The sequence below is a fragment of the Xenorhabdus budapestensis genome (genome assembly GCF_002632465.1).
In the GTDB taxonomy this organism is placed as follows: Bacteria; Pseudomonadota; Gammaproteobacteria; order Enterobacterales; family Enterobacteriaceae; genus Xenorhabdus; species Xenorhabdus budapestensis.
Window position 1 is genome coordinate 546,704 of the sequence record NZ_NIBS01000001.1, and the last position, 26,511, is coordinate 573,214.

Sequence of the window (26,511 nt, forward strand, 5' to 3'; positions counted from 1 at the left end):
GTGGAGTTTAGACATGAAAGAGACTGTTGTGATGAGTTCATCAGAAAAAAATGAGGCAATAAAGAGCATTGCGGTTTATTGTGGTTCAAGCTTGGGAGCATCTGAAATTTACAAAAAGAATGCCATTATTTTTGCAAAAGAGCTTGTTAAACGTGGTATTACTTTAGTGTATGGTGGTGCCAGTGTAGGAATTATGGGAACAGTTGCAGATACAGTATTACACGAAGGAGGTAAAGTTATCGGTGTAATTCCGGCATTGCTGGAAGAACGCGAAATTTCTCATAAGAATTTATCTGAACTTCATATTGTGGAAACCATGCATCAGCGTAAAAATAAAATGATTGAACTTGCTGATGGTTTTGTTGCATTGCCCGGTGGTTTTGGCACATTGGAAGAATTTAGTGAAGTCTTTACATGGAGTATGATTGGCCTTAACAGCAAACCATGTGGCATCCTGAATATTAATAACTTCTATGAACCTCTGATCTCTATGATTAATAAAATGGCGGACGAGCGGTTTTTGCAGGAAAAATATCGTAATATGGCGATTATTGAGAAAAATCCTACCGTATTACTTGACCGTTTTGAACATTATGTAGTGCCTTCAATAAAAACTTACAATTAATACTGATATTAGGAGCACAGGCATGATAATAAGAACAGCCTCTATGCAGGATCTTGATGCTATTTCATCACTCTACAATATATTATTCAGTGAAATGGCTGCATTGCAGCCAGACCGATTGAGAGATGTGGAACAGGATAAAGAATTTATTATTTCCAGCATAAATGATGATAAATTATATTTATTAGTTTCAGAAGATGATAATGGTGATATTAAAGGCTTCTGCATTGCACAAGAAAATAAAACACTGCCATTTAACTGCCTGATACCGAGAAATTATGGCTATATTATTGATTTAGTTGTCAGTCAGGATGTCAGAGGTCAGGGTATTGGTCAGCAATTATTAACAGAAATGAAAAAGTGGGCGAAGGAAAATAATTACATCCATTTGGAACTAAATGTTTTATCAGAAAATGTTGCAGCGACGAAATTTTATGAAAGGGAAGGTTATAAAGAAATTAGCAAATTAATGGCTATTACATTGTGATTCAGGGAGAGCAGATGCAAGTGATGATCGATAAATCGTATCAAAATAAGAATCGGTAGTTTTTCTATGCAATTATTGCTGAATGAAATGAAACAACAAACAGATTGCCACAAAATATCTGTTTGTTATGATGAAATGAGTGAGCGACACCGTAAATTCTACCAGCATTTTGGCTTTACTAAAGTGGGTTGTTTTGATGAGTATGAGGAAATGTTAGCGTAACTCATTGTAAAAAAATAAGTTTAGCTACTCATCAAAGGGAGAAAATATTTCCCATATGATTAACGTTGTTAACGGATGTTATAGGTAAATTAATAATTCTGGAGCTTGCTAAAAGAATATTTGTCTGCCAGAATTTAAAATAAATATGGCAGTAAGTTTATTTGGTGTATCCTCAATCTCGTTAAATAAAAATATGATAAACCTCCAAACTTCTGTGGTGAAATAATGAAAATAGGGAAACACTTTAGTAATAGTTTTATTCTTAAATTACTATTGTTTATTATGATTGCCGGTTTGGGATTGAGAGTACCGATATCTTATATCCCACCTATGTCACAGGAAATCATCGACGATTTAAAAATAAGCCATTCTACGTTCGGTTTGTTAACATCGCTGTCACCCTTGTGTTTTTTTCTATTCTCTCCCTTAACTCCTTATTTTGAAAGTAAAATAGGTTTATATAAAACCTTATTGATGACATTTATCGTTGCTATTGTTGCTTATTTTTTAAGGTTGAATAGCTCTCTGATATTACTGTTGACTTCTACAGTAATGTTTGGGTTTGCCATCGGACTGGGAAATATTGCATTACCTTCATTCTTTAAAAGTTTGGGGAGTAGCAGGGTCGCTCTTTTATCATCATGTTATACGGCTTCTCTGTATTTGGGGCCAGCAATGGCAACGGGCCTTACTTTACCTGTTAAGCATATTTTCGGGTTTTCCTGGAACGGAGTATCCTGGATTTGGATCTTGATCCCGATATTTTCGTTACTCTTGATTTTGTTGTTTTCTGATAAAAAATCCCGGGCCTCAGACAGTAGCCCACATTCTCCCGGTAATTATGATGATAAACCCGATAAAGTCATTAACCCGTGGGTAAGTATTCCATGTTGGGTTATGGCTGTTTATTTTTCTATTTTATCACTTAATTTTTATATCATAACTGCCTGGTTCCCCGAAATTATCAGTTCTTATGGTTTAGGCCAGACTGAAGCGGCATCCTATGCGGCTTTGTTCTCATTGATTGCGATACCTTTTGCAACATTAACGGCATTTTATATCTATAAGATAAAAAGACAGGAAATTATGTTCATCATTAACCCAATTATTGGTATGTTGGGGATTGTACTATTCGTTTATGGTCAGAAGAGTTTAATTCCTGTTGCAGTTATGATCATGGGAATCGGTGCTGGTATCTGTACAGGCGTTGCATTTTTACTGCCGTTGTTGCGTTTCAATCATACCGCCAATGTTACAAGAGCAAACTCGATGATACAGTCAATTGGCTATTTGATTGCGTTTTGTGGCCCGGTTGTTTCTGGTTATATTCATGATTTAACTTCCTCATGGAGTATCGTTATGTGGATGCTTTTCATTATTCTGGCGATACAAGGGATCTTGGGGATAGTAATTGGAAAAAATGAAAAGCTTGATGCTAAATAGTATCAAACAGGGTAATTATTAGCGGTTTGTATAGCCGCTAATAATATACCTGATGAATTTCAAGATGCAGCAAACAAAACTGCAATTTTAAAGACGACACAGACAGAGAGTTTAAATTTCAATAACCATTCCTGTCTCCTTACCATAAATACTGCGTATATAGCCTTTCGCTATTTGTTCTCCTGTGCAAGTTTCCTGCCCGGGGAAGAACCGGGCATAACTGGTAAATGATTCATCCAGTAATCTTGGGCTAACTACGTTAATTCGGATATTGGTGATTTCAGTTGCTGCCGAGCGGACAAAAGCATCAATAGCGCCATTGGTTACAGCAGTTTGTGAACCATTGGGCGACATTATTTTGCCGACAATACCGGATGTTAAAGTGATTGAGCCACCAGGTTTAACGTATTGCAAGGCACGGAGTGCAACGTTGATCTGACCCAGTGCTTTATTCTTGATACTTTCCTCATAGTCACTCAGCTTTTCTGGCTTCGTCCAGTTGGTTTTGCCGAATGCGCAGACAATGGCTTCAAACATTTTATTTTTAGATAAAAAACTATCTAATTGTTGAGTATCGAAAACATCAAGTGGGTATTCAGATGAATTACGGCTGGCTTGAAGAATTTCAAGATCTGTAGGGTTATCAATCAGCAATGGATGATATTTTTTAATATTACTGATAATGTGCTTTCCTATATTTCCTGTTGCTCCTATCACTAATATTTTCATATTGATGACTCCGTAATTTAATTAGATTAGGTTATGAATGCTTATTTAGTTTTAGAGTGTAACTCAGCCCTATATTCTTTCAGAACTTCATCAATCACCCAACTGGTTCGTGAAGCGGATATGCCATTAGAAGGGCAAATATCTTTTCCCTGTAATTGGTGCACAATTGTCTGGATTAATGGCATTTGAATGTGTGTGGGATTTTCAAAATGGAACTGATGCAGTGTATTGTTTTCATCGTAATATGAAATTGGGGAATCACCGAATGTTGCAAAGGTTATTTTGCCTTTTGTACCAACGATTTCAACTTTATCTTCACGAGAGCTGGCAACAAAATTCCAGATACCCACTCCCTGAACCTGATTTTCAAACATAAATGACATTGAAACACAATCTTCTGCCGGATAGGCTTTTGCCTGTGAATTAGAGTGCCCTTTGACTGAAATAATTTTTCCTAGAAGAAAATCCAATATATCCAGTGTGTGGCAAGCTAAATCAACAAATAATCCACCACCGGATATTTCTGGTTTTACAAACCAGGGGAGATTATCAGGATCCAGATAACGGGACTCCATCTCTCTGAATAACTGACAGACCACAATACGTGGAGTGCCAATCGCACCGGAATCGATCAGCGATTTTATTTTGGTAAATCTCGGCAATGTTCTGCGATAATAAGCCACAAATAATGGAACATTATGGGACTGGCAGGCAGCAATCATTTCATTACATTCTGAAAATGTCAGAGCCATTGGTTTTTCTACATAAACTATTTTGCCAGCCTCAGCAGCTAATAAAGTATATTCTTTATGAGTAGAAGGGGGAGTTGCAATGTATACTGCATCAATATCAGGATCGTTAACCAGCAATTTGGCATCAGAATACCATTTGGGGACATTATGTCTTTTGGCGAAATCTTTAGCTAAATCTGCATTGCGTCGCATAACGGCAATTAATTCTGAATTTTCCAATTTATAAAAAGCAGGGCCACTTTTTACCTCTGTTACATTACCACAACCAATAATACCCCATCTGATTTTTTGCATTTTATTTTTCCGGTATATCAAATTGTTAAGCCGTAAAATTCCTTTCCAGTCTATAATACCTCCTTGTTTTGTTCTATGCTCTCCGTCCGTTTTACATTAGAAAAATTTATTTTCCTGATTTCAGGGAGAGGGCATTGATGGTGTGACTTTTGAGACGTATAACATTTGAAATGATAGACTTTTTGAAATGACTGTTTGAAGTAGCTATGGAAGCATATTGGCGATACTTTTTGCTTGTTGTGGCATAATAGATAACTATCGATTTTTCTAAATTCTTTTTTTTATTCACTATAAGAGCAAACGTTGTGTTAAGTACAAACAACATTACTATGCAGTTTGGCAGTAAGCCTCTGTTTGAAAACATTTCTGTCAAATTTGGTAACGGTAACCGCTATGGACTGATTGGTGCCAACGGAGCGGGTAAATCGACTTTTATGAAAATCTTGGGGGGAGATTTAACACCGACCTCCGGCAATGTTAGTCTTGATCCGAATGAACGCTTAGGTAAATTGCGTCAGGATCAGTTTGCCTTTGAAGAGTACACTGTATTGGATACAGTCATCATGGGGCACACGGAATTGTGGCAAGTGAAGCAGGAACGTGACCGTATTTACGCCATGGCAGAAATGAGCGAAGAAGATGGTTATCGTGTTGCTGATCTGGAAGTCGCTTATGGTGAAATGGATGGCTACAGTGCGGAAGCTCGCGCCGGAGAGTTATTGCTTGGCGTTGGTATTCCGGTAGAACAGCATTATGGTTTGATGAGTGCAGTTGCTCCGGGTTGGAAATTACGTGTTTTACTGGCACAGGCGCTATTTTCTAATCCTGATGTTCTGTTGCTTGATGAACCAACCAACAACCTGGATATCGATACTATCCGTTGGTTGGAACAAGTACTGAACGAGCGCGACAGTACGATGATTATCATTTCCCATGACCGCCATTTCCTGAACACAGTATGTACTCATATGGCTGATCTTGATTATGGTCAATTGCGTCTGTTCTCCGGCAATTACGATGAATATATGGTGGCGGCAACTCAGGCACGTGAACGTCTGCTGGCAGATAATGCCAAAAAGAAAGCCCATATTGCTGAATTACAGGCATTTGTCAGTCGTTTTAGTGCTAACGCTTCTAAATCTAAGCAGGCAACTTCACGTGCCCGTCAGATTGATAAAATTCAGTTAGAAGAAGTAAAAGCTTCCAGTCGCCAGAATCCATATATCCGCTTTGAGCAGGAGAAAAAACTGTTCCGTAATGCACTGGAGTTAGAAGGTCTGACTAAAGGTTATGACAATGGGCCATTGTTTAAAAATCTGAATCTGCTGCTGGAAGTTGGCGAAAAAATGGCGGTGATTGGTGAGAACGGTATCGGTAAAACAACATTGTTGAAAATTTTGATCGGTGAAACTGAACCAAACAGCGGTACGATTAAATGGTCTGAAAATAGCACTATTGGTTATTATGCACAGGATCACGCCAGTGACTTTAATTGTGATCTGACTGTATTTGAATGGATGAGCCAGTGGAAGCGTGAAGGCGATGATGAACAGGCGGTACGAAGTGTGCTGGGACGTTTATTGTTCACTCAGGATGATATCAGGAAAAAAGTCGGCGTATTGTCTGGTGGTGAAAAAGGCCGGATGTTGTTTGGCAAGCTAATGATGCATAAACCAAATATTCTGATAATGGATGAGCCAACCAACCATTTGGATATGGAATCTATCGAATCACTAAATCTTGCGTTAGAACTCTATCAAGGCACGTTGATTTTTGTGTCCCATGACCGCGCATTTGTCAGCTCATTGGCCAGCCGTATCCTGGAAATTAAAGCTGATAAAGTTATTGATTTTAAAGGTACTTATGATGAGTATCTGAGAAGCCAGGGGATTGCTGAGTAACCTCCCGTTTTTTCAGGCCCCGTAGATTAACAACGGGGCCAGTTATTAGCCGTTCTGACATACCTCACACCGCGGATCTTTAGGCAATTTTATCTCACGAAACTGCATCGTCATCGCATCGAACAATATTACTTTGCCTCTGGCAATTTCTCCGTATTGAGTCAGCAATTTAATTGCTTCCATTGCCTGTAACGAACCAATAGTGCCTACGAGTGGTGCCATTACACCTGCTTCAACACAAGTCAGGTTATTTTCACCGAATAATCGGCTCAGGCAGCGGTAGCAAGGTTCTCCTGTTTGATAAGTAAAAACCGATAATTGCCCTTCCATGCGAATAGCTGCACCAGAAACCAAAGCTGTTTTATGCCCGTAGCATAATCGGTTGAGTTGCTCACGAATTGCAACATTATCTGTGCAATCCAGCACAATATCATGCTGACTAATTAGCTGGTCTAAGGCAGGGGCATTCAATAATCCTTCAATGGGATAGATAGTAGTGTGAGGGTTAATTTCCCATAGTGTTAGTGCTGCTGAATGCACTTTAGCCATACCAATACGTTCATCACGGTGAAGGATCTGACGTTGTAAATTAGAGAGGGAAACAGTATCAAAATCCAATAAACTGATTGCTCCGACACCCGCTGCCGTTAAATATTGGGCGGCTGCACAACCAAGGCCGCCCAAACCTACTATCAGCACCTTGGATGATTTCAATTTTTCTTGTCCGTCAAAATCAAAGTGACGTAGAACAATCTGCCGGTTATAACGCAGGATCTCTTCATCTGTGAGTTCAATAGTCATTTTTTCAGTGAGTCACTGGTTTTCATTTATTTATTGATTTTTCAGCAAATGGTTGAAAAATTCGATCTGTACGGTTTCTCCGGTCACAACGGAACCTCGTTCCCGCTCCAGTACGATAAAGCAATTGCCGAGGCTATATGAACTGAAAATATGTGAACCTTGATGCCCGGTGCTTCGAACTTCTAACTCACCTTGCTTATTGAGTGCAGCGATCCCACGCTGGAAATCCAACCTGCCGGGGGATTTTTTCAAAGGTGTTATGACTTTGGCACTGAGTCTCATTGGTGGTTGCCATGCGGTAAAACCCGATAAGTGTGTAATCAAAGGTTGGACTAATTGGTAGAAAGTCAGCACAGCGGATACCGGATTACCTGGTAAACCACAGAACCACGCATTTTTCAGTTTACCAAAAGCAAAAGGTTTACCGGGTTTAATCGCCAATTTCCAGAAGCTAATTTCACCCATTTCATCCAAAATCTGTTTAGTGTAATCAGCTTCACCAACGGAAACCCCGCCACTACTGATAACTAAATCTGCGAGTTCATTGGTTTGTACAAAAGCGTGACGCAGAGCGTCAGGATCATCAGGAATGACACCGAGATCAATAACGTCACAGTCTAGTTTTTCCAGCATCAGACGAACCGCAAAACGGTTGGTGTCATAAATTTGCCCTGCCTGCAATGGTTCACCAATTGTTTGTAGTTCATCACCGGTAGAAAAGATTGCAACTTTTAATTTGCGGATCACATTCACTTGCGCAATCCCCAAAGAAGCAAGCAGAGGTAATTGTGCGGTAGAGAGTTTAATACCCTGTGGCAGGACTGCTGTATTTTGGGCGATATCTTCGCCTATGGTACGAATGTTTTGTCCCTGATGGACAGGGTACGTAAACCGAACGCCTGATTCAGTAACTTCTGCTTGCTCTTGCATAACGACAGCATCAGTACCTGCGGGGATCGGGGCTCCTGTCATAATACGAATGCAAGTGCCTACAGGCCATTCCCCTTGAAATGGTATACCAGCCAGTACTTTTCCTGCTACAGGTAAAATTTGAGTATGGTTCAGGTCAGTAAGGCGAATAGCATAGCCATCCATTGCTGAGTTATCAAACGGGGGAACGTTAATTGGTGAGATAATATTTGTAGCAGTAATACGGCCTGCTGATTGTGTCAGGTTAATTGCTTCTGTTTCAGTAAGAGGAGCGGTTTGTGTCAGTAGTTTTTCCAGCGCCTGTTCAAGTGAAATTAAACCTGAAGTGTAACAATGATCCATGGAAAGCTCCCAATGTGCGGCAAATGGCATGCCTGCATTATGGCAAATATCCTTTTAATGGGGAATGGCTGGTACAGATTGACATTTTCCCCATCTTCCCCATCTTTGTACTTCGTGACTCAGGAAGGGATTTCTACTAGTGGTTTCTGAGCCTTTCGCAATCAATTTAATTGAGGGTCTAAAATATCTATTACTTTAGCTAATACTTCATCAACAACACTAGGTTCAGCCTGTGCCGAATAGGTAGCTTTGCGTTCATTCAAATCAAGTGAACGGATCTGGTAACAAAGCACAACACCGGTAATTTTGCCAGTATCGGTACTTGAGCCATCTAGATATACGGTGACAGCTTCAGAACGTGCTATCCCTCCTCCACTGGTAATTGGAACGCAAAGTGCAGTACCTAACTTTTGATTCAGTGCAAATTCAGAGATAACCAGATAGTAATGCGCCCCTTTAAACTCTCTGCCACTAACGGAATTGCTACTAGTGTGCCAGATTTCACCCTTGCTTGGGACGTTCCTTCTATGCACCATTAAATCACCTCATTACCAACAGGAGGAGAATTTAGATCGTCGGTTGTTGCTTCGTTGAAAGCCCGTATTTCTGCTTCATCAATGCCTTGCAATAGCTCAGAAAGAGACTTCCGGCCTCTGGCAATTCTATCCTCTGGTTTGATGCTTATGGTGTCGATATTTTGGCAGGGCTGGCAGAGGGCCCCTGTTTGATGGCTTCAGTTGTTTGCGGTTAGATAAAAACTACATCGTATGTTTCCATATTATGTTGAAAATATAGGTATGCTGCTCAACTAGAGTATCGTTTACAGTAATGATGGGTATGATTAGTGACTAAGAAAAGATGTATATTACATTCATGATTTGTTATAACTAAATAATGACAGTTAAAACAATTAATTAAATAAAGATTTAATCACTATGAGCAATCAAATCATCGCACCAGGCAGCCGTAACTATCAGGCTATTCAGATTGCATTGAGCGGTTTTCTCGCTTTAGTTGTTGCAATGGGAATAGGACGTTTTACTTTTACTCCACAAGTTCCATTGATGATCGCAGAATCACAATTCACTCTGACAGAAGCAGGAATTGTTGCTGCATTTAATTACCTTGGCTATTTTGCTGGCTCTTATGATGCAATGCGGGCACGGCAGTTTGTAGAGTATCGTCTATGGGGCGGATTATGGGGAGCGGTAATTATTACACTTCTGTCAGCCTTGCTGGATGGCCCAATATTACACAGTATTGCCCGATTTTTTATCGGCTGGGCGAGTGGTTGGACATTAGTATTGGTGGCAGCATGGGCGAATGATGCACTGGCAAAACTGAATCGTCCGGGGCTAAGTGCGGCTGTCTTTGCAGGCACTGGAATTGGAATTTTGATTAGTGGCGCATTGGCGGTAGGGATTCAGTTGTGGGGAATGAATGCTGCTCAGGCATGGTTTATTTATGGCATTCTGGCCTTGTTGTGCAGTATTTATGCTAGTCGTCATTTGCCGCGTCGTGGAGAATTACATCGCCCACAAGCGGCGATCCAGAAACTGACGTTGACTCCAGAAATTAAACGGTTGCTATGGAGTTACAGTCTGGCGGGATTTGGCTATATTCTGCCTGCTACATTCCTTTCTCAAATGGCCTCTGAACGTTTTCCCGGCAGCCTGTTTGCGCAATTTGTCTGGCCGATATTTGGGGGCGCTTCTGTCATCGGTATTGTACTGGGGATTCTGTTAAGTCATGTATCGACTGCTCAAGTTCGTTTAGCGATCACACTCTGGCTTCAGGCTCTCGGAATATTGATAGCCGAAGTAATGCCGGGGATTAGCGGCCTTGTCATTGGGGCATTGTTGGTTGGTGGTGGTTTTATGTGTGTGGTGCAACTGACTTTGCTGTATGGGCGTGAATTAGCACCCAATCATACGCATTATATGGCGGGATTATTGACCACAGGTTATGCTGTGGGGCAATTGGTCGGGCCGATGTTGTCTGCTATTTCAACATGGCTGACCGGTAAACTAGAACCTGCTTTATATATCGCATTTATTGGCTTGGTTATTGCCGGATTGTTGGTGTTTAATCGCAACAGAATTTGTCGGGAATAATCCTGATTTGGTGCATTGATGTAGTGACGGTATAGTTATGAACCTAACTCAATGGATTTCAATATGTGCTGACAAAAATGCGGTTTGAAAGACGACGGGTGACGGGTATAGCTATATTTGACGTAGCTATATCCGAAGCAGTTATGCACAGTAAAAATGTGAACAGATGTCCCATCAATAGATATCATGTAAGCAGATACCCATCACATAACGGAAGTATTACTCTTGGAGAAATCAATGTCATCCTTAAGTACAGAAGCCGCGCTGGTGCATTCGGCACTGGTTGCTCATGGTCTTGAAACCCCACTGCGTGAACAGATTTTAGAGCCTGAAGTGCGTAAAGCACGCATTGAGGAACACATGACAGAAATTATGAAACTGTTAAACCTTGATTTGAGTGATGACAGTTTGGCTGATACGCCGGGTCGTATTGCGAAAATGTATGTAGATGAAATATTTTCGGGTTTGGACTACAGAAATTTTCCGAAAATCACTTTGATAGAAAATAAAATGAAAGTTGATGAGATGGTGACAGTGAGAGATATCACGCTGACCAGTACCTGTGAGCACCATTTTGTAACTATCGATGGAAAGGCCACCGTAGCTTATATTCCTAAGGATAAAGTTATTGGATTATCAAAAATTAACCGTATTGTGCAATTTTTTGCGCAACGCCCTCAAGTACAGGAACGTTTGACACAGCAAATTTTAATTGCGCTACAAACTTTGCTTGGGACAAATAATGTTGCCATCTCTATTGATGCTGTTCATTACTGTGTGAAAGCCCGTGGTATTCGTGATGCAACCAGTACCACAACAACGACTTCTCTTGGCGGTTTATTTAAGTCCAGTCAGAATACACGACAAGAATTTTTGCGAGCCGTTCGCCACTTACACTTATCGTGATGCCTCTTTATTACCATGACAAGTAGTGAGTTAAATAGTGGAGTGACGGGCCATAGGATTGTGGCTCTTGATAGTGTGCGTGGTTTCGCCATTTTGGGCATATTATTACTGAATATCTCTAGTTTTGCGTTGCCATATGCTGCTTATATGAATCTCTTTTACAAAGAGAATGTCTCATTTTCTGATGTATTAACATGGTCTGCCTTGAGTACTTTTACTCAAGGAAAATTTTTGTTTATTTTAACACTGCTGTTTGGTGCGTCACTTGAGTTATTGAGGCAAAGGGAGCATAACTGGAATCTTTGCAGGCTGTTGATCCTGGCTGTTATTGGTTTATTGCACGGGATCTTACTGTGGGATGGCGATATCTTGCTGTCATATGGTGTGGCTGGCATTTTTGCGTTGCATTTGATTAATACCCGTCACAATCTGTTTGGTCAGGGGATTGTTTTTTACCTGTTTGGTTTGATGATGTTTTATCTGTTGGGATTATTCCCAGTGGAAGAAAATAGTACTTTCTGGCGTCCATTAGAACAGGATATTTTTCATGAAGTTTACTGGAAAACCCATGGTGGGCTATTGGCGATAGAGCATCGTATGCGTCAGGTCAGTGGGGCAATGATAGTGACCGTGGTACAGTATGGCTGGCAAATGGTTGGGACAATGCTTTGTGGAGCAATGTTAGTACGTAATGGATGGTTGAAAGGAGCATACAGTAGTTACCATTATCGTCGGGTGGCGTTGTTGCTGTTTGTCGTTGGTCTGGTGATCCACTCTGTTGCTCTGTTAGTTCAGTATTTATACCCGTACAGTTATTTTACTGCTTTGACAGTGCGTCATACTATCGCTGAATTGGCGACACCATTTCTGGCGTTGGCTTATGTGGCTTTGATTTATGGATTCTGGCCGGTTATTTCCCGTTGTCGAGTTATTTTCTGGTTCCAGCAGGTTGGCAGAATGCCGTTAACCTGTTATTTAATGCAAACTTTAATTTGTACCACGCTTTTTTATCATTGGGAGCTATTTAATCAGTTCACCCGTTTGGAATTGTTAATATTTGTTCCTTTCGTCTGGGGGTGTAATATCGGGTTCGCCTGCTGGTGGTTGAAATATCATCAAAAAGGGCCTGTTGAAACACTTTGGCGGGGTTTATCTGGAAAATTGGTAGAAAGATTTTAAACTGTGCAGAGCCTATTGCTTGAAAAATAGGCTCTTATCTGCTGGGCTGTTTTTTCTCCAGTTCCTGTAACTCTTTTGGTGATACGGCAGGGTAGCCTCCAATTCCGGTAGGAGCGACCTGCTGGATAGGAATTGGTGTCAGAGGGCCTAGAAAACGCGGCTCACGCTTCAAAATATAAAGGTCAGCCAAAGCGCCGAGGCGGGCAAACACTTCCCGCATACGTATGGTCATCATATTTTTGGGGGAAGACACCGCATAACATTGTGCTTCTATTCCCATGTGCATTGCAATGAACAGGGCGCGTTCACAATGGAAGCGCTGAGTGATGATAGTAAAGTCATTGGTATCAAATACCTTGCGGGTTCTGACAATCGAATCTAATGTACGAAAGCCAGCAAAATCCATCACAATTTTTGGGGCTGGTATCCCTGCCTTGATCAGGTCTTTTCGCATTGTATTTGGTTCATTATAGCTGTGTTGGGCATTATCTCCGCTCAGCAGCAGGTATTTTACTTTCCCACTGTTATAAGCGTTAACAGCACCTTGAATTCGATAAAAATAATATTGGTTATACGCGCCAGTTTTATAATATTTGGACGTACCTAATACCATACCAACTTCCCGTTCAGGTAACTGTCTAAGATCGTCAAAAACATAGGGAGCGGTTTTCCAGCTGATCCAGCGATCGAGCATAATGGCTGATAGCATAAAAACAGCTATTATGAGAATCAGGCTGGTAATCAGGCGCTTCCACATTGTTTTTTGCCTTTTATATAATTATAAACAAGTGAGCAAAGGCTACTTTACTTGATATATCGAAGCAAGTATTGGATGAACATACCAGATAGAATACTTTTTATTGTTCGTATGTTTATTGGATTTAGAGATTGGCTGTACTTATTACTAAAGGCTTTTATTAAAAGGCCTGTCAAATGTTATCGGCAGGCCAGTTGGTAATATATCAGAATGATGTGCGTTTATAGACGCGGTATTCTGATTTCCAGAAGTTACGCTCAATAGCTTCTTCAAGTGCATCTTCAGAAGTAACCATTGCTACCCCCTGAATCTGGGCTTTTTTCGCTACTTCTTTAGCGATCTTACGGGAAACGTTCTGAATATCATCGATCAATGGCAATAACGGGCCAGAACCAGTTTGTGCCAGTGGAGAACAATCTGCTAATGCGCGGCTGGCAGCCATCAACATATCATCTGTCACGCGTTTGGCACCGGCAGCAATAACACCTAACCCGATACCAGGGAAGATATAAGAGTTATTACATTGTGCAATTGAGAACTTTTGACCTTCATATTGTACTGGTGAGAATGGACTACCAGTTGCGACCAGTGCCTTACCTTCTGTCCAGTTAATAATATCTTCAGGACGCGCTTCGACGCGTGATGTCGGGTTGGACAACGGCATTACAATTGGACGTTCACAATGTTTATGCATTTCACGAATAATTTCTTCCGTGAACAGACCGGACTGACCAGAAACACCAATCAGAACAGTAGGTTTGGCATTGCGGACAACATCCATTAGTGACAGGCTATCATTGTTAACATCCCAGGATCGCAGAGTACTACTTTTCTGAACCAGTGCACTTTGAAAATCCAGCAGATTTGGTTGCTTGTCAGTGAGCAGCCCAAAGCGATCAACCATGAATACACGGGCACGGGCCTGTTCATCACTTAAACCTTCTGATTTCATTTGGGCGATGATTTGTTCAGCAATACCACAACCAGCGGAGCCCGCACCGAGGAAGGTAACCGTTTGGTCTTTCAATTGACGGCCTGCGGCACGGCTGGCGGCAATCAGGCTACCAAGAGCAACAGCGGCTGTACCTTGAATATCGTCATTGAAGCAGCAGAGATCATTGCGATAGCGAGTCAGTAATGGCATCGCATTTTGCTGGGCAAAATCTTCGAATTGCAGCAGTACATTCGGCCAGCGGCGTTTTACAGCCTGAATGAATTCATCTACGAAGTCATCGTATTCTTTGCCTGTAATGCGAGGATGGCGCCAGCCCATGTACAGCGGATCGTTCAAGCGTTGTGGGTTATTAGTCCCCACATCCAATACGACAGGCAGGGTGTAAGCCGGGCTGATCCCACCACAGGAGGTATATAAAGATAATTTACCGATAGGGATCCCCATACCACCAATCCCCTGATCGCCAAGACCCAGAATACGTTCACCATCGGTGACAACGATAACTTTAACATTCTGTTTGGTGGCGTTTTGCAGCATGTCATCAATATAAGCCCGGTTCGGGTAAGAGATGAATAAACCACGGGCACGGCGGTAAATGTCAGAGAAATGTTCACACGCTTCACCGACGGTTGGTGTGTAAATAATAGGCATCATTTCGCTGAGATGGGCGTCAAGGAGCCGGTAGAAAAGAGTTTCGTTGGTGTCCTGAATATTCCTCAGATAAATATGTTTATCCGCGTCATTTTTGAAATCGCAATATTGGCGATAAGCGCGTTCGGCCTGTTCTTCAATTGTTTCAACGGTCTGAGGTAATAAGCCATGCAGATTGAAGTTGCTGCGTTCTTCTTCCGTAAAAGCGCTGCCTTTATTCAGCAGGGGAAATTCCAACAAGATGGGGCCAGCGTAGGGAATATAGAGAGGACGTTTACTTTCGTGTTCCAGTTCCATGATGCTTACTCTTTAGACTAATCAATAACAAAATCGGCAAATCAGCTATAGATCCTAAGAAGATAAAAAAATAAGTACAGTAAATGTTACTTAAATATGTCTATCATGAGCAAAAATGAGAGATAACATGCGGAATTCGCTAATTAAATGTTATTTAATTTCTCGCTTTTGCCCAAAATTCTTCCAGGATGGTCATTTTTTAGCAATGGAACTGTCAGAACGTATGACACTCCGTTTGCTTACAGCCGAGGGAAACTAAGGTAGATTCAGTCGCATTCCATTGTGATAGATAATTGTTTTGTCCTTCTACTAATATCGCCCGTTTGATGGTTCGGCAATCACTGCCTGACATGTTCATCAATATTAGAGCTGCCTGTAAAGGGGGTAAGCTCGGATTGAATGCAGCATTTTCTGCATAGCGGCCGGTATAAATACGATTTTGCTCATCCATCAGAGCAATACCTGAGTGGGATTGGCTATAAGGCGAATGACTCTGATTCGCAGCATCCAGTGCAGCCAGTACGAGTTCGTCATTGGTATCCAACTGGTAGCCATGATGAATGCTATCCAGCAACAAGGGAGTATCTCCTAAATCACGTGGGCCGAATGCCTCTGGTAGATAGTCAGCCAGAGTTAATCGTGGGTGATCAGGTAAACAGATTTCCAATTGTGCTCCACTGTTTAATTCGTTCATAAATTGGCGGCAATGGCCGCAAGGAGAACAATTAACAGTGACGGATAGCAGTTTTTTCTCACCACGTAACCAAGCATGGGTAATGGCTGATTGTTCGGCATGGACAGTTTGCTGTAACGGAACGCCCACAAATTCCATGTTGGCACCAAAATAGAAGTTTCCGCTGTCTCCTTGTGCGATAGCACCGACATGAAAGTGCGAGATGGGAGCAATAGAACAGGCCGCAGCGAGTGGCAACAGGGCAAGTGCCAACGCATGATCATCAAAGCCGCAGCTCTGTTTAATTGACTCCACCTGCTCTGCTGTCAGCATAGCTGGAAAATCATCATTACCAATGTAGGGCAATAGAGCCTTTTGCAATTTAGGCGTGATTTCTGACCAGATAGCGTGAAAACGAGCTTGCATAGAATAATCTCCAAGTTAATTGAAGGTTATTCTAGGATGATTAGTTAGGTTTATAATGTGATGTATTCCATATAATTAATGAAATTTATGTAACAAAGATATTATTTTAACAACTTACGTCAAATTTTTTACTATTTGAATGATTTTTTCACTTTTTGGTAACTAACCAAAAAGATGCAGTAACACAGGAAATAAGAAAGGCGCGATCAATGAAGTAATAACGCCGCAAGTCATCAGTGCCAGTGAACTATATGCACCCTCGACATGATCTATTTCAGCACATCGTGCAGTTCCTACGGCATGAGAAGCTGTACCCATCGCAAGCCCTCTGGAGGCCTGGGTTTTAATTTTTAAGAAATTAAACAGATTATGGCCAAAAATCGCACCTAAGATACCAACAGCAATGACACAGGCGGCACTGATGGCTGGGATACCCCCAATAGAATGAGCGACTGCCATGGCGATAGGAGTTGTAACTGATTTTGGTAATACAGAAGCTGCGATTTCAGGGGTAGCGCCTGCCCATAAAGCAATAGCTGTACCTGTTACCATTGCAGTAACACAGCCGATGAAGCAGATACTGATAATAGATTTCCATTGAGCACGGATTTGATGGAGCTGTTCGTACAGCGGAAAGGCTAGAGCAACAACAGCAGGTTGTAACAAATCATTCAATATCCGGCTACCGGCAAAATAATGTTCATAAGGGGTATGAGTCAGCAGCAGCAGAGGAATAATGACTGCCATTGATATCAATAAGGGGTTTAAAATAGGAAACCTGAATCGGACAGATAGTTTTTTGGCAAGATAGAAGACAGCCAAGGTTAATGGCAATGACCACCAGATATGGTTTAGCATTTTTATTTTCTCTCCTGTTGTGATGATTTCTGTTCTGGTAATTGTTTTTTGTGATTGGTGCCGATAATGGTGCGTTCGCGGTGGACATAATGAGAGCTGTAAGCAACGGTAATCATGACGATGACAGTACTGATGATACAGGAAAGGGCAATCGGGAGTATCTGTTGGCTGAGCTGTGGATAATATTCCATGACACCGACCCCGATGGGTAAAAAGAGCAATGTCATGTTTTTCATCAATAAGCTACAGCCCGGTTTTACCCAATGAGCGGGAATAATCTGAAGCGCTAGCAAACAGAACAGAAGAAGCAAGCCAATAATACTACCGGGGAGAGAGCAGGGGAGATGTGCTGAAATGAGATTCCCTACAATGAGGCATAAGTAGAGCAGCACAAATGCACGCAGGTATTGCCAACCTGCCATGAGTACGTTTTGGAAAGACATAACGTATAATTCCTCAATGTAAAGAGGGTTATCATACGATTAATATTGTTAGTGTGCTATAGGTCACATTAAAAAGCGGGTTTAGAAAACCCGCCTTACTATTTTCGGAACATCAGTCTCAGAGTATCAGGTGATTACTTAACCTGCATACCAGGCTGAGCCCCGCTGTCCGGGCTTAACAGGAAAATTTCTTTTCCTCCAGGGCCTGCTGCCATCACCATGCCTTCTGAAATACCAAAACGCATTTTACGTGGAGCAAGATTAGCCACCATAACGGTCAGGCGGTTTTCTAATGCTTTTGGATCCGGATAAGCAGCGCGGATGCCGGAGAAGACTTGACGAGTTTCACCACCAAGATCAAGGATCAATTTCAGCAGTTTATCTGAGCCTTCAACAAAATCAGCCTGCTTAATCAATGCAATACGTAGATCAATTTTAGCAAAATCATCAAATGTGATGGTGTCTTGAATTGGATCATCTGCCAGAGGGCCTATCAGGGTTTTTTGTGGCTCAATGTTCTCCTTGGAGTCATCTACCATTGCTTCAACTTTAGCCATATCCATACGGTTAAACAGTGCCTTAAATGGTGAAACATCATGATTCAGCAGAGGTTGCTGGATACCATCCCAAGTCAGTTCGGTATTCAGGAATGCTTCTGCACGGACAGCGAGACCCGGAAGAATAGGCTTCAGGTAAGTCATCAGCACGCGGAACAGGTTGATGCCCATTGAGCAGATAGTTTGAAGATCTGCATCCCGGCCTTCTTCTTTCGCCACAACCCACGGTGCTTGTTCATCAACATAACGGTTAGCGAGATCTGCCAATGCCGTGATTTCACGAACAGCCTTACCAAATTCACGATTAGTGAAATCTTCTGCAATTCCCTGTGCGGCATCAACAAATTTCTGGTACAGCGTGGGATCAGCGAGCTGATCTGCCAGTTTACCGGCAAAACGCTTATTGATGAAACCAGCGTTACGTGAAGCCAGGTTAACGACTTTATTAACGATGTCACTGTTGACGCGCTGAACGAAGTCTTCCAGATTCAGGTCGATATCATCAATGCGGGAAGAGAGTTTCGCTGCGTAGTAATAACGCAGGCAGTCTGCATCCAGATGCTTCAGATAAGTCTCTGCTTTGATGAAAGTTCCGCGAGACTTAGACATCTTAGTGCCGTTGACAGTAATGTAACCATGAACAAACACGTTGGTTGGCTTGCGGTAATTGCTGCCTTCTAACATCGCTGGCCAGAACAGGCTATGGAAATAGACGATATCTTTACCAATGAAGTGGTAAAGATCTGCTTTGGAATCTTTCGCCCAGAATTCATCGAAGTTCAGGTCACCACGTTTATCACACAGGTTCTGGAATGAACCCATATAGCCGATTGGTGCATCCAGCCAGACATAGAAATATTTACTTGGTTCATCAGGGATCTCAAAACCGAAATAAGGCGCATCACGGGTGATATCCCATTGTTGCAGCCCTGCTTCGAACCACTCCTGCATTTTGTTTGCTACCTGCTCTTGCAAGGTGCCAGAGCGAGTCCATTGTTGAAGCATATCGCTGAATACTGGCAGGTCGAAGAAGAAATGCTCTGTGCTACGCATTTCTGGTGTTGCGCCAGATACTACTGAACGAGGGTTGATCAATTCTGTTGGAGAATAGGTTGTTCCACACACTTCACAGTTATCGCCGTACTGATCTTCCGCCTTACATTTCGGACAGGAGCCTTTGACGAAACGATCAGGCAGGAACATGCTTTTTTCTGGATCGAACAGTTGAGAAATGGTTCGATTCTTGATGTAACCGTTTTTTTTCAGTTTCAGATAAATTTCTGACGCAAGTGCTCTGTTTTCTTCGCTGTGCGTAGAATGGTAGTTATCGTAACTGATAGCAAAACCAGCAAAATCCTGCTGATGCTCCAGGTGCACTTTGTCGATCATCTCTTCTGGCGAAATCCCAGCCTGCTGGGCTTTCAGCATGATTGGTGTACCGTGAGCATCGTCAGCACAGACAAAGTGAACCTCTTTGCCGCGCATTCGATGATAACGAACCCAAATATCAGCCTGAATGTGTTCTAAGATGTGACCGAGATGAATTGGACCGTTAGCATAGGGTAACGCACAGGTCACCAGTAATTTTTTCGCGACTTGAGACATAGTTAGGATCTGACTTCCATAAATTGAAAAGGGTTTTTGATGTTACCTGATAAGGAGCATTGTCGCTAGGGTAATGCGAGAACTTCATCTCTTTTGTTTTGTTCTTATCGTAAGCTGTCTGCTTCTGCTATGATGTACGGACAGTTTTAGCTTGAAAAAGATAAATCAAAAGGAGCCGGGATGAACTCACGATCCCCCGAGCAGACCAATCCTGACCTGCTGAGAGAAAGCGTTGCGAAAATATTGGCAGCATTCAAACATCCGACATTAGAACAAGATTTAGTGACTCTGAAAGCATTGCATCGCTGTACTGTTCTGGATGGGATACTACATATTGAATTAATGATGCCCTTCGTTTGGAAACGAGCTTTTGAAACATTGAAGGAAGAAACAACTCATTTCTTACAAGCTGTTACAGATGCAAAAGGTGTTGAATGGCGGCTTTCCCATGATATCTGTACCTTACGCCGAGCTAACAACTTACCGGGTGTTAATGGCGTACGTAATATTCTGGCAGTCAGCTCAGGAAAAGGTGGCGTGGGTAAATCCAGCACGGCCGTGAATCTGGCACTGGCTTTGGCTCAGGAAGGGGCAAAAGTAGGTATTCTGGATGCAGATATCTACGGTCCATCGGTTCCTAATATGCTTGGGACAGCCAAAGAGCGCCCGACTTCACCTGATGGTCAGCACATGGCCCCAATTATGGTACATGGCATGGCGACAAATTCCATTGGTTATCTTGTCACCGATGATAACGCAATGGTGTGGCGTGGCCCGATGGCAAGTAAAGCACTTATGCAGATGCTACAAGATACATTGTGGCCGGATCTGGACTATCTGGTAATCGATATGCCACCGGGAACTGGGGATATCCAGTTAACGTTATCCCAGAATATTCCGGTGACTGGTGCATTGGTTGTTACAACACCGCAGGATATTGCCCTGATTGATGCTATGAAAGGTATTGTCATGTTCCAGAAAGTCAACGTACCAGTGCTAGGGATTATTGAGAACATGAACACGCATATCTGTAGTCACTGTGGCCAACATGAGCCGATTTTTGGTGAGGGAGGCGCAGAAAAACTGGCGGAAAAATACGAATGCCAATTATTGGGCAAGATCCCTCTGCATATTTCACTGCGTGAAGACCTTGATCGCGGAGAACCAACGGTTACCAGCCAGCCTGATAGTGAATTTGCGGACATTTATCATGAAATTGCTGCGAATATTTCTGCCCAGATGTACTGGCGAGGAGATAAAATACCGACTGAAATTTCTTTCCGTGAAGTTTGATTTAAGTGATCAAATGAAGAGTGCACAATTATACTCTGTTTGAGGTACATCGTTCTGAATGGATGATACACGGTTCTGTCGGTAAACTGATAAAAGAATATAACGGCTTTATTGAGAGATTTAATAGATTAGATTGATGATTATTCCATTGATATTGTCGTCATTTAGTTGTGGTTTATGGTATAGGGATTGTTATATCAAAAACGTAGAACAATGGCTCTATTGTTACAGGATCATCTGTTACAGAGCGATTGTTCTACACTTGGTGATTTCTATTTCATCTACTATAGCTATCATCTGAAATTTAACGGGATATTTTCAAGGAATTATTTCGGACATAATCTTGAGATTAGTTTTGTGAATCGCTTTGGTACTGGTTTTTGAACATTATTTTTAAGTCATTTTTCCATTTGCAGACCTGTGGTTGCGGAATTTTTCTGCGAAGCGTATTGAAAAAAGCGAGGCTTATCTTGTTTGCGCTGGCATAGAAGCTACTAACTCCTTATAATCCGCCAAACATAGCGTGACAGAATGCTATTTTCCCACTTTATTTTTTCTTTTTAACCAGGTTATTTCTAGTATGGCTGATGAAGCACATAAGTGTACAATCGTAGGTATTTCAGGCGCCTCTGCTTCGGGCAAAAGTCTTATTGCCAGCACACTTTATAGAGAATTACGCGCTCAGGTTGGTGATCACAATATCGGAGTTATTCCAGAAGATTGCTATTACAAAGACCAAACTGATACTCCACTGGAAGAACGCTATAAAGTCAATTATGACCACCCAAGTTCAATGGATCACAATTTACTATTCGAGCATATTCAGGCACTGAAAGCCGGGAAGTCCGTTGAATTGCCCCAATATGACTACGTTGCTCATACCCGCAAACCAGAATCCATTCATTTTGAACCGAAGCGAGTTATTATCCTTGAAGGTATCCTATTATTAACGGATAAGCGTTTGCGTCAGGAACTGGATTTTTCTATTTTTGTTGATACACCATTGGATATCTGTCTGATGCGTCGCATCAAGCGCGATGTGAATGAGCGTGGGCGTTCACTGGATTCTGTAATAGAGCAGTATAAAAAAACAGTTCGTCCGATGTTCCTGCAATTCATAGAGCCATCAAAACAATATGCGGACATTATTGTTCCCCGTGGTGGTAAAAACCGTGTGGCTATCGACATACTGAAAGCCAAGATTGGTCAATTTTGCGAATAACCTGATGTTCAGGAATTCATAAGTATCATCGTATTTTGAGAGGAAGTAATGCGACTCTGTGACCGTGACATTATTAAATGGCTTGATGAAGGTAAACTGGAAATTACCCCACGTCCTCCTGTCGAACGTATTAATGGGGCAACTGCTGATGTTCGCCTTGGGAATCAGTTTCGCGTTTTTCGTGGTCATACTGCTGCTTATATTGACTTGAGTGGTCCTAAGGCTGAAGTCAATGCGGCACTTGATCGCGTCATGAGTGATGAAATTAGTTTGCCGGATGGGGAGGCTTTTTTTCTGCATCCCGGCGAACTGGCACTGGCAGTGACACTGGAATCTGTCACATTGCCTGCTAATCTTGTTGGTTGGTTGGATGGTCGTTCATCTCTGGCTCGTCTTGGTTTGATGGTCCATGTCACTGCTCACAGGATTGACCCGGGTTGGCATGGTCAAATTGTTCTGGAATTCTATAATTCAGGAAAATTACCGTTAGCTTTGCGTCCGGGTATGGTCATTGGGGCTTTGAGTTTTGAGCCGCTTTCAGGCGCTGCTGACCGTCCTTATAACCGACGTCAGGATGCTAAATATAAAAATCAGAAAGGAGCAGTGGGGAGTCGAATCAGCGAAGACTAATCTTTCCTGGTGAAAATTTCTGGTAAAGTAGTCATTTGGTGAAAATAGTCATCTTGTGGACATGAGACTGAGGAAGTCATGAAAAGATTGTTGACGACACTCGTTATTTTGTTAGTGGTAGTTGTTACGGGGCTAACAGCATTAGTCGTGCTGATTAATCCAAACGATTTTCGTGGCTACATAGTTAAACAAGTACAAAAAAAGAGTGGCTATCAGCTTGTGTTGCAGGATGACCTCCGTTGGCATGTCTGGCCAAAATTGAGTATTTTGACCGGACAGGTATCACTGACTGCTCCCAATGCGAAAATGCCTGCTGTTATGGCAGAAAATATGCGCCTGGATATTGAGTTGCTGCCATTGTTATCTCATCAACTTTCTGTCAAAGAAGTGATGCTTAAAGGGGCTGTTTTGCGGTTTACACCGGATAGTCAGCCACAAAAAAAACCAGAAGCTCCCATTGCACCTGAAGGTGATTTTCATTATCCCGTAGTGGATGATGCTCATAGCTGGAATTTGGATATCGATAAAATCAAAGTAGAGAATAGTTTATTGATTTGGCAAACCGATACCCATTCGCAGCTAAATATGCGGGATATTGATTTGCTGATGAAACGCCAGGATCAGAATCACGTTAATCTCGAACTCAATAGTAATATTAATAAGAATCAGCAAGAATTTGCCTTTGAGGTTAACGCTTCTTTCGATATTTCTGATTATCCAAATAATTTAACTGGTGATATCAGTTCGTTTAAATATCAGTTACAGGGTGTTGGTCTCCCGCCTGAAGGCATAGCTGGATCGGGTAGTGCAGCTGTAAAATATGATGCTTTCTCCTCATCTATTTCGTTGCAGAAAATAGCACTGACGATGAATGATAGTGAATTGGCAGGCAATGTTGCGATTAACCTGAAAGATAAACCGCACTATTCCATCAATCTGTCTTCACCAAAATTAGATTTAGATAATTTGTTAGGATGGGATAAGTTATCACAGTATAGTTTACAGGCAAAACTTGATTATCGTGCTGAAAATAATTCGGCAAAACCTGTGATTGCAAAGTCAGTTTCTCCTTTATCAAATTATGATCTCAGTTTTCTGAAAGAATTTAATGCTCATCTGTTATTCATGGCGAATAAATTTATTTATCAGGGTATGAATATCGATAACTTTGTCTTTAAAGCCGTCAATGATGAGGGAATAACGGAGATTTTGAGATTAAGTGGTAACGTATTTGGTGGTCGTTTTGCACTTCCTGCCACAATTGATGCAACAGTTAATCCGGCTAAATTACATGCGAAACCTCTGTTGCAAGACATTGACTTACAACCACTATTGAAAGCTTTGGCTTTACCATCGGTGTTTAGTGGACAATTTGCGTTGGATGGAGATCTTTTGGGAGATGGCTACGATGAATATGCAGTTACCCATTACTGGCAGGGAGATCTGAGTATTGGCGTGAAAAATAAGCGTTTAGACGGGTTGAATATCCCTTTGCTTATTCAGCAATCTTTTTCAAGAATGACTGATTTGGTTCAACAGCCGACGAATATTCAGAACTTTACTGATGCACAAAATCTGTCAGTAAAAGCTCAACTGAATAAAGGTGATATTAAAATTAATAACCTTTCTGCAACATCTGGTATTTCGAGAATTGAAGGGCAGGGTGAGGCAAATTTACTGAAACAGAGTGTCGATGTTGCGTTGGCGGTTCAGTTAATCAGTGGGTGGGGGCAAGAAAACGAATTAGTTAGTCGTTTAGAAAAACTAAAAGTACCACTGCGGGTTTATGGTAATTGGGATAATCTGCAATATACCTTGAATGTTGAACCGATATTGCGTGATGAATTACAGCAAAAAGTCAAGAAATCCATTAAAAACTGGCTTGAGAATAATGATAATAGTGAAGTAAGAAAAAAGCTGCTAAATAAGCTGAGTAAATAGTTGAACTTATCATAATTGATAAAATAAACAGGTGAGCGTTTTAACGTTCACCTGTTTGTGAAAAAATTGATAGTGAGTTGATAGTGGTGTTACACCACTATCAACTTATAGATCAAATAACAGATGGGTTTTTCATTTCCTGTTTCTGTTAATACCCCATAACTTCATAATAGAATTGTGGAGTCCAGCCTAATTGTGGAGTGATAACCGATATAGTTAAGGTGTCTTTCGATATTCCCATTCCATCCGGATTATTGCGTTGTGTTTTAACATCAGCCGGGTAGCTAGGGTTTTGACCATCGAAATTATCTCCGACAATACTGGCATGACATGAAATGATGCCATTTGACAAGCTGATTGGCAGTTGTACTTTGTAGTAATTGGTGTAATACGTTATTCCACCGATAACTGACATATTAACTGCTTGAATTGGGTCACTGGCTACGGCAACCCCGTTTATCTGGATGATATCACCAAGTCTGATGACAGTGGCTTCTTGTCCGATTAAACGAGATTCAATATTTAACCCAACCAGATTAGCTAAACCAAGATTTCTTACAAAAGCATTTTTGTCTGGAATATCAGCTCCGTTCTCATTTTTTGCCAGCCGACTATTGGCGTTTGTGTTTACTTTCGCTATACGAGAATCTACTTCGTTTTTGCTATAGGCGCCTACATCGGATGCAGTAAGTACAATGTCTGTTAACAATGCCTTACTATTCACTGTACGAGTTAATGGAACTTTGCCGTTTACATTATTATTGGCATCATTTGCTAACTTCCTGACTGTATGGATTTGTTGATCGATTTCTCCTCTGGTATAGGTATCTATATCAGATGCAGTAAGTGTAATGTCTGTTAACAGCGCTTTATGATTCACTGTACGAGTCATTGGCACTTTGCTATCAGCATTGTTATTGGCAGAGTTTACTAGCTCATGAATATTATCAATAAGCTGGCTGGTTTCTTCTTTGTTGTAGGCATCGACATCAGCCGCCACCAGTTTAATGTCATTCACCAACTCTTTATTGTTGATGCGGCGGGTTAACGGCACTTTGCTTTCTGCCACTTTCATGATCGGTGCATCACCGTCTTTAATCCGTGCATCGGTTTCGCTCTTGCTGTAGGCACCAACATCAGCCGCCACCAGTTTAATGTCATTGACCAGCTCTTTATCATTGACACGGCGGGTTAACGGCACTTTGCTGTCCGCGGCTTTCAGGGCCTGTTGGGCTTCATTCAGGGCCCGCTGGGCTTCATGTATAGCCTTCTGGGTTTCCTGCATGACTTGCGCATCACCGTCTTTGATCCGGCTATCGGTTTCGTCCTTGCTGTAGGCGCCGACATTGGCGGCAGTCAGGGTAATGTCATTGACCAGCTCTTTATCATTGACACGGCGGGTCAGAGGCACTTTGCTGTCCGCGGCTTTCAGAGCCTGTTGAGCTTCCTGCATAGCCTTCTGGGCTTCCTGCATGATC

The 26,511-nt window shown here is 41.8% G+C and carries 23 protein-coding genes and 1 pseudogene; 12 read left to right on the top strand and 12 right to left on the bottom strand.

Annotated elements, in window-relative coordinates; genetic code table 11:
• Window positions 1-13: 13 nt before the first annotated feature.
• From Xbud_RS02520 to Xbud_RS02535, 4 genes are all read left to right on the top strand, one after another.
• Window positions 14-625: an LOG family protein gene (locus Xbud_RS02520; protein WP_099134576.1), complete on the top strand. Its 612-nt coding sequence runs from the start codon at window positions 14-16 to the stop codon at window positions 623-625.
• Between the two features lie 22 nt (window positions 626-647).
• Window positions 648-1,112, top strand: a complete 465-nt coding sequence (locus Xbud_RS02525; RefSeq protein WP_099134577.1) for a GNAT family N-acetyltransferase — start codon at window positions 648-650, stop codon at window positions 1,110-1,112.
• Between the two features lie 66 nt (window positions 1,113-1,178).
• Window positions 1,179-1,334 carry an N-acetyltransferase gene (locus Xbud_RS02530; RefSeq protein WP_209026861.1) on the top strand — a complete coding sequence of 52 codons (156 nt, stop codon included), beginning with the start codon at window positions 1,179-1,181 and terminating at the stop codon, window positions 1,332-1,334.
• Window positions 1,335-1,559: 225 nt separating this feature from the next.
• Entirely contained in the window at window positions 1,560-2,777 is a 1,218-nt protein-coding gene (locus tag Xbud_RS02535) for an MFS transporter (RefSeq protein ID WP_099134578.1), read from the top strand.
• 111 nt (window positions 2,778-2,888) lie between these two features.
• Here Xbud_RS02535 and Xbud_RS02540 read toward each other — a convergent pair whose 3' ends face one another.
• Window positions 2,889-3,506 (bottom strand): short chain dehydrogenase, encoded by a 618-nt coding sequence (locus Xbud_RS02540; RefSeq protein WP_099134579.1) that lies wholly within the window; start codon window positions 3,504-3,506, stop codon window positions 2,889-2,891.
• 41 nt (window positions 3,507-3,547) lie between these two features.
• Window positions 3,548-4,552, bottom strand: a complete 1,005-nt coding sequence (locus Xbud_RS02545) for a Gfo/Idh/MocA family protein (protein ID WP_099134580.1) — start codon at window positions 4,550-4,552, stop codon at window positions 3,548-3,550.
• A gap of 305 nt (window positions 4,553-4,857) precedes the next feature.
• Between Xbud_RS02545 and Xbud_RS02550 the strand changes: the two genes are divergently transcribed.
• Complete coding sequence (locus tag Xbud_RS02550) at window positions 4,858-6,453, top strand: ABC-F family ATPase (RefSeq protein ID WP_099134581.1); 1,596 nt, start codon at window positions 4,858-4,860, stop codon at window positions 6,451-6,453.
• A gap of 45 nt (window positions 6,454-6,498) precedes the next feature.
• Here Xbud_RS02550 and moeB read toward each other — a convergent pair whose 3' ends face one another.
• The 3 genes from moeB to Xbud_RS02565 form a co-directional block, all read right to left on the bottom strand.
• Complete coding sequence (gene moeB, locus Xbud_RS02555) at window positions 6,499-7,254, bottom strand: molybdopterin-synthase adenylyltransferase MoeB (protein ID WP_099134582.1); 756 nt, start codon at window positions 7,252-7,254, stop codon at window positions 6,499-6,501.
• A gap of 30 nt (window positions 7,255-7,284) precedes the next feature.
• On the bottom strand, window positions 7,285-8,526 hold the full coding sequence (gene moeA, locus Xbud_RS02560; protein ID WP_099134616.1) for a molybdopterin molybdotransferase MoeA: 1,242 nt from the start codon (window positions 8,524-8,526) through the stop codon (window positions 7,285-7,287).
• Window positions 8,527-8,687: 161 nt separating this feature from the next.
• Window positions 8,688-9,062, bottom strand: a complete 375-nt coding sequence (locus tag Xbud_RS02565; RefSeq protein WP_099134583.1) for a type II toxin-antitoxin system PemK/MazF family toxin — start codon at window positions 9,060-9,062, stop codon at window positions 8,688-8,690.
• 399 nt (window positions 9,063-9,461) lie between these two features.
• Here Xbud_RS02565 and Xbud_RS02575 point away from each other — a divergent pair, with 399 nt between their 5' ends.
• The 3 genes from Xbud_RS02575 to yeiB all read left to right on the top strand — a co-directional run bounded on the left by Xbud_RS02575 (window position 9,462) and on the right by yeiB (window position 12,725).
• Window positions 9,462-10,640 carry a YbfB/YjiJ family MFS transporter gene (locus Xbud_RS02575; RefSeq protein WP_099134584.1) on the top strand — a complete coding sequence of 393 codons (1,179 nt, stop codon included), beginning with the start codon at window positions 9,462-9,464 and terminating at the stop codon, window positions 10,638-10,640.
• Between the two features lie 237 nt (window positions 10,641-10,877).
• Entirely contained in the window at window positions 10,878-11,546 is a 669-nt protein-coding gene (gene folE / locus Xbud_RS02580; RefSeq protein WP_038264398.1) for a GTP cyclohydrolase I FolE, read from the top strand.
• 15 nt (window positions 11,547-11,561) lie between these two features.
• Window positions 11,562-12,725, top strand: a complete 1,164-nt coding sequence (gene yeiB / locus Xbud_RS02585) for a DUF418 domain-containing protein YeiB (protein WP_099134585.1) — start codon at window positions 11,562-11,564, stop codon at window positions 12,723-12,725.
• Between the two features lie 34 nt (window positions 12,726-12,759).
• Here the strand turns inward: yeiB and sanA are convergent, their stop codons facing one another.
• From sanA to metG, 6 genes are all read right to left on the bottom strand, one after another.
• Window positions 12,760-13,482: an outer membrane permeability protein SanA gene (gene sanA / locus Xbud_RS02590; RefSeq protein ID WP_099134586.1), complete on the bottom strand. Its 723-nt coding sequence runs from the start codon at window positions 13,480-13,482 to the stop codon at window positions 12,760-12,762.
• Between the two features lie 205 nt (window positions 13,483-13,687).
• Complete coding sequence (locus Xbud_RS02595; protein ID WP_099134587.1) at window positions 13,688-15,385, bottom strand: NAD-dependent malic enzyme; 1,698 nt, start codon at window positions 15,383-15,385, stop codon at window positions 13,688-13,690.
• 214 nt (window positions 15,386-15,599) lie between these two features.
• Entirely contained in the window at window positions 15,600-16,484 is an 885-nt protein-coding gene (cdd, locus tag Xbud_RS02600; RefSeq protein WP_099134588.1) for a cytidine deaminase, read from the bottom strand.
• A 162-nt stretch (window positions 16,485-16,646) separates the two neighbouring features.
• Window positions 16,647-17,342, bottom strand: coding sequence for a CidB/LrgB family autolysis modulator (locus Xbud_RS02605; protein WP_099134589.1), 696 nt, complete (start codon window positions 17,340-17,342; stop codon window positions 16,647-16,649).
• Window positions 17,343-17,344: 2 nt separating this feature from the next.
• Window positions 17,345-17,785 (bottom strand): CidA/LrgA family protein, encoded by a 441-nt coding sequence (locus Xbud_RS02610; RefSeq protein ID WP_099134590.1) that lies wholly within the window; start codon window positions 17,783-17,785, stop codon window positions 17,345-17,347.
• Between the two features lie 134 nt (window positions 17,786-17,919).
• Window positions 17,920-19,947, bottom strand: coding sequence for a methionine--tRNA ligase (metG, locus tag Xbud_RS02615; RefSeq protein WP_099134591.1), 2,028 nt, complete (start codon window positions 19,945-19,947; stop codon window positions 17,920-17,922).
• Between the two features lie 180 nt (window positions 19,948-20,127).
• Between metG and apbC the strand changes: the two genes are divergently transcribed.
• The 4 genes from apbC to asmA all read left to right on the top strand — a co-directional run bounded on the left by apbC (window position 20,128) and on the right by asmA (window position 25,033).
• Window positions 20,128-21,240 carry an iron-sulfur cluster carrier protein ApbC gene (gene apbC / locus Xbud_RS02620; RefSeq protein WP_099134592.1) on the top strand — a complete coding sequence of 371 codons (1,113 nt, stop codon included), beginning with the start codon at window positions 20,128-20,130 and terminating at the stop codon, window positions 21,238-21,240.
• 580 nt (window positions 21,241-21,820) lie between these two features.
• Window positions 21,821-22,462, top strand: coding sequence for a uridine kinase (udk, locus tag Xbud_RS02625; RefSeq protein ID WP_099134593.1), 642 nt, complete (start codon window positions 21,821-21,823; stop codon window positions 22,460-22,462).
• Between the two features lie 48 nt (window positions 22,463-22,510).
• Window positions 22,511-23,092 carry a dCTP deaminase gene (gene dcd / locus Xbud_RS02630; RefSeq protein ID WP_099134594.1) on the top strand — a complete coding sequence of 194 codons (582 nt, stop codon included), beginning with the start codon at window positions 22,511-22,513 and terminating at the stop codon, window positions 23,090-23,092.
• Window positions 23,093-23,170: 78 nt separating this feature from the next.
• Window positions 23,171-25,033, top strand: a complete 1,863-nt coding sequence (gene asmA / locus Xbud_RS02635) for an outer membrane assembly protein AsmA (protein ID WP_099134595.1) — start codon at window positions 23,171-23,173, stop codon at window positions 25,031-25,033.
• A gap of 148 nt (window positions 25,034-25,181) precedes the next feature.
• On the opposite strand, the pseudogene Xbud_RS20345 reads toward asmA, so the two are convergent.
• Window positions 25,182-26,511: pseudogene (locus tag Xbud_RS20345) on the bottom strand (hypothetical protein); the annotation flags it as partial.

Coding starts and splice junctions, on each gene's coding strand:
- Xbud_RS02525 (WP_099134577.1), top strand. CDS start 648: ATGATAATAAGAACAGCCTCTATGCAGGATCTTGATGCTATTTCATCA.
- Xbud_RS02610 (WP_099134590.1), bottom strand. CDS start 17,785: ATGTCTTTCCAAAACGTACTCATGGCAGGTTGGCAATACCTGCGTGCA.
- moeB (WP_099134582.1), bottom strand. CDS start 7,254: ATGACTATTGAACTCACAGATGAAGAGATCCTGCGTTATAACCGGCAG.
- Xbud_RS02540 (WP_099134579.1), bottom strand. CDS start 3,506: ATGAAAATATTAGTGATAGGAGCAACAGGAAATATAGGAAAGCACATT.
- cdd (WP_099134588.1), bottom strand. CDS start 16,484: ATGCAAGCTCGTTTTCACGCTATCTGGTCAGAAATCACGCCTAAATTG.
- Xbud_RS02575 (WP_099134584.1), top strand. CDS start 9,462: ATGAGCAATCAAATCATCGCACCAGGCAGCCGTAACTATCAGGCTATT.
- moeA (WP_099134616.1), bottom strand. CDS start 8,526: ATGGATCATTGTTACACTTCAGGTTTAATTTCACTTGAACAGGCGCTG.
- Xbud_RS02535 (WP_099134578.1), top strand. CDS start 1,560: ATGAAAATAGGGAAACACTTTAGTAATAGTTTTATTCTTAAATTACTA.
- Xbud_RS02605 (WP_099134589.1), bottom strand. CDS start 17,342: ATGCTAAACCATATCTGGTGGTCATTGCCATTAACCTTGGCTGTCTTC.
- Xbud_RS02545 (WP_099134580.1), bottom strand. CDS start 4,552: ATGCAAAAAATCAGATGGGGTATTATTGGTTGTGGTAATGTAACAGAG.
- Xbud_RS02530 (WP_209026861.1), top strand. CDS start 1,179: ATGCAATTATTGCTGAATGAAATGAAACAACAAACAGATTGCCACAAA.
- Xbud_RS02595 (WP_099134587.1), bottom strand. CDS start 15,385: ATGGAACTGGAACACGAAAGTAAACGTCCTCTCTATATTCCCTACGCT.
- dcd (WP_099134594.1), top strand. CDS start 22,511: ATGCGACTCTGTGACCGTGACATTATTAAATGGCTTGATGAAGGTAAA.
- folE (WP_038264398.1), top strand. CDS start 10,878: ATGTCATCCTTAAGTACAGAAGCCGCGCTGGTGCATTCGGCACTGGTT.
- metG (WP_099134591.1), bottom strand. CDS start 19,947: ATGTCTCAAGTCGCGAAAAAATTACTGGTGACCTGTGCGTTACCCTAT.
- sanA (WP_099134586.1), bottom strand. CDS start 13,482: ATGTGGAAGCGCCTGATTACCAGCCTGATTCTCATAATAGCTGTTTTT.
- Xbud_RS02565 (WP_099134583.1), bottom strand. CDS start 9,062: ATGGTGCATAGAAGGAACGTCCCAAGCAAGGGTGAAATCTGGCACACT.
- asmA (WP_099134595.1), top strand. CDS start 23,171: ATGAAAAGATTGTTGACGACACTCGTTATTTTGTTAGTGGTAGTTGTT.
- udk (WP_099134593.1), top strand. CDS start 21,821: ATGGCTGATGAAGCACATAAGTGTACAATCGTAGGTATTTCAGGCGCC.
- apbC (WP_099134592.1), top strand. CDS start 20,128: ATGAACTCACGATCCCCCGAGCAGACCAATCCTGACCTGCTGAGAGAA.
- Xbud_RS02520 (WP_099134576.1), top strand. CDS start 14: ATGAAAGAGACTGTTGTGATGAGTTCATCAGAAAAAAATGAGGCAATA.
- yeiB (WP_099134585.1), top strand. CDS start 11,562: ATGACAAGTAGTGAGTTAAATAGTGGAGTGACGGGCCATAGGATTGTG.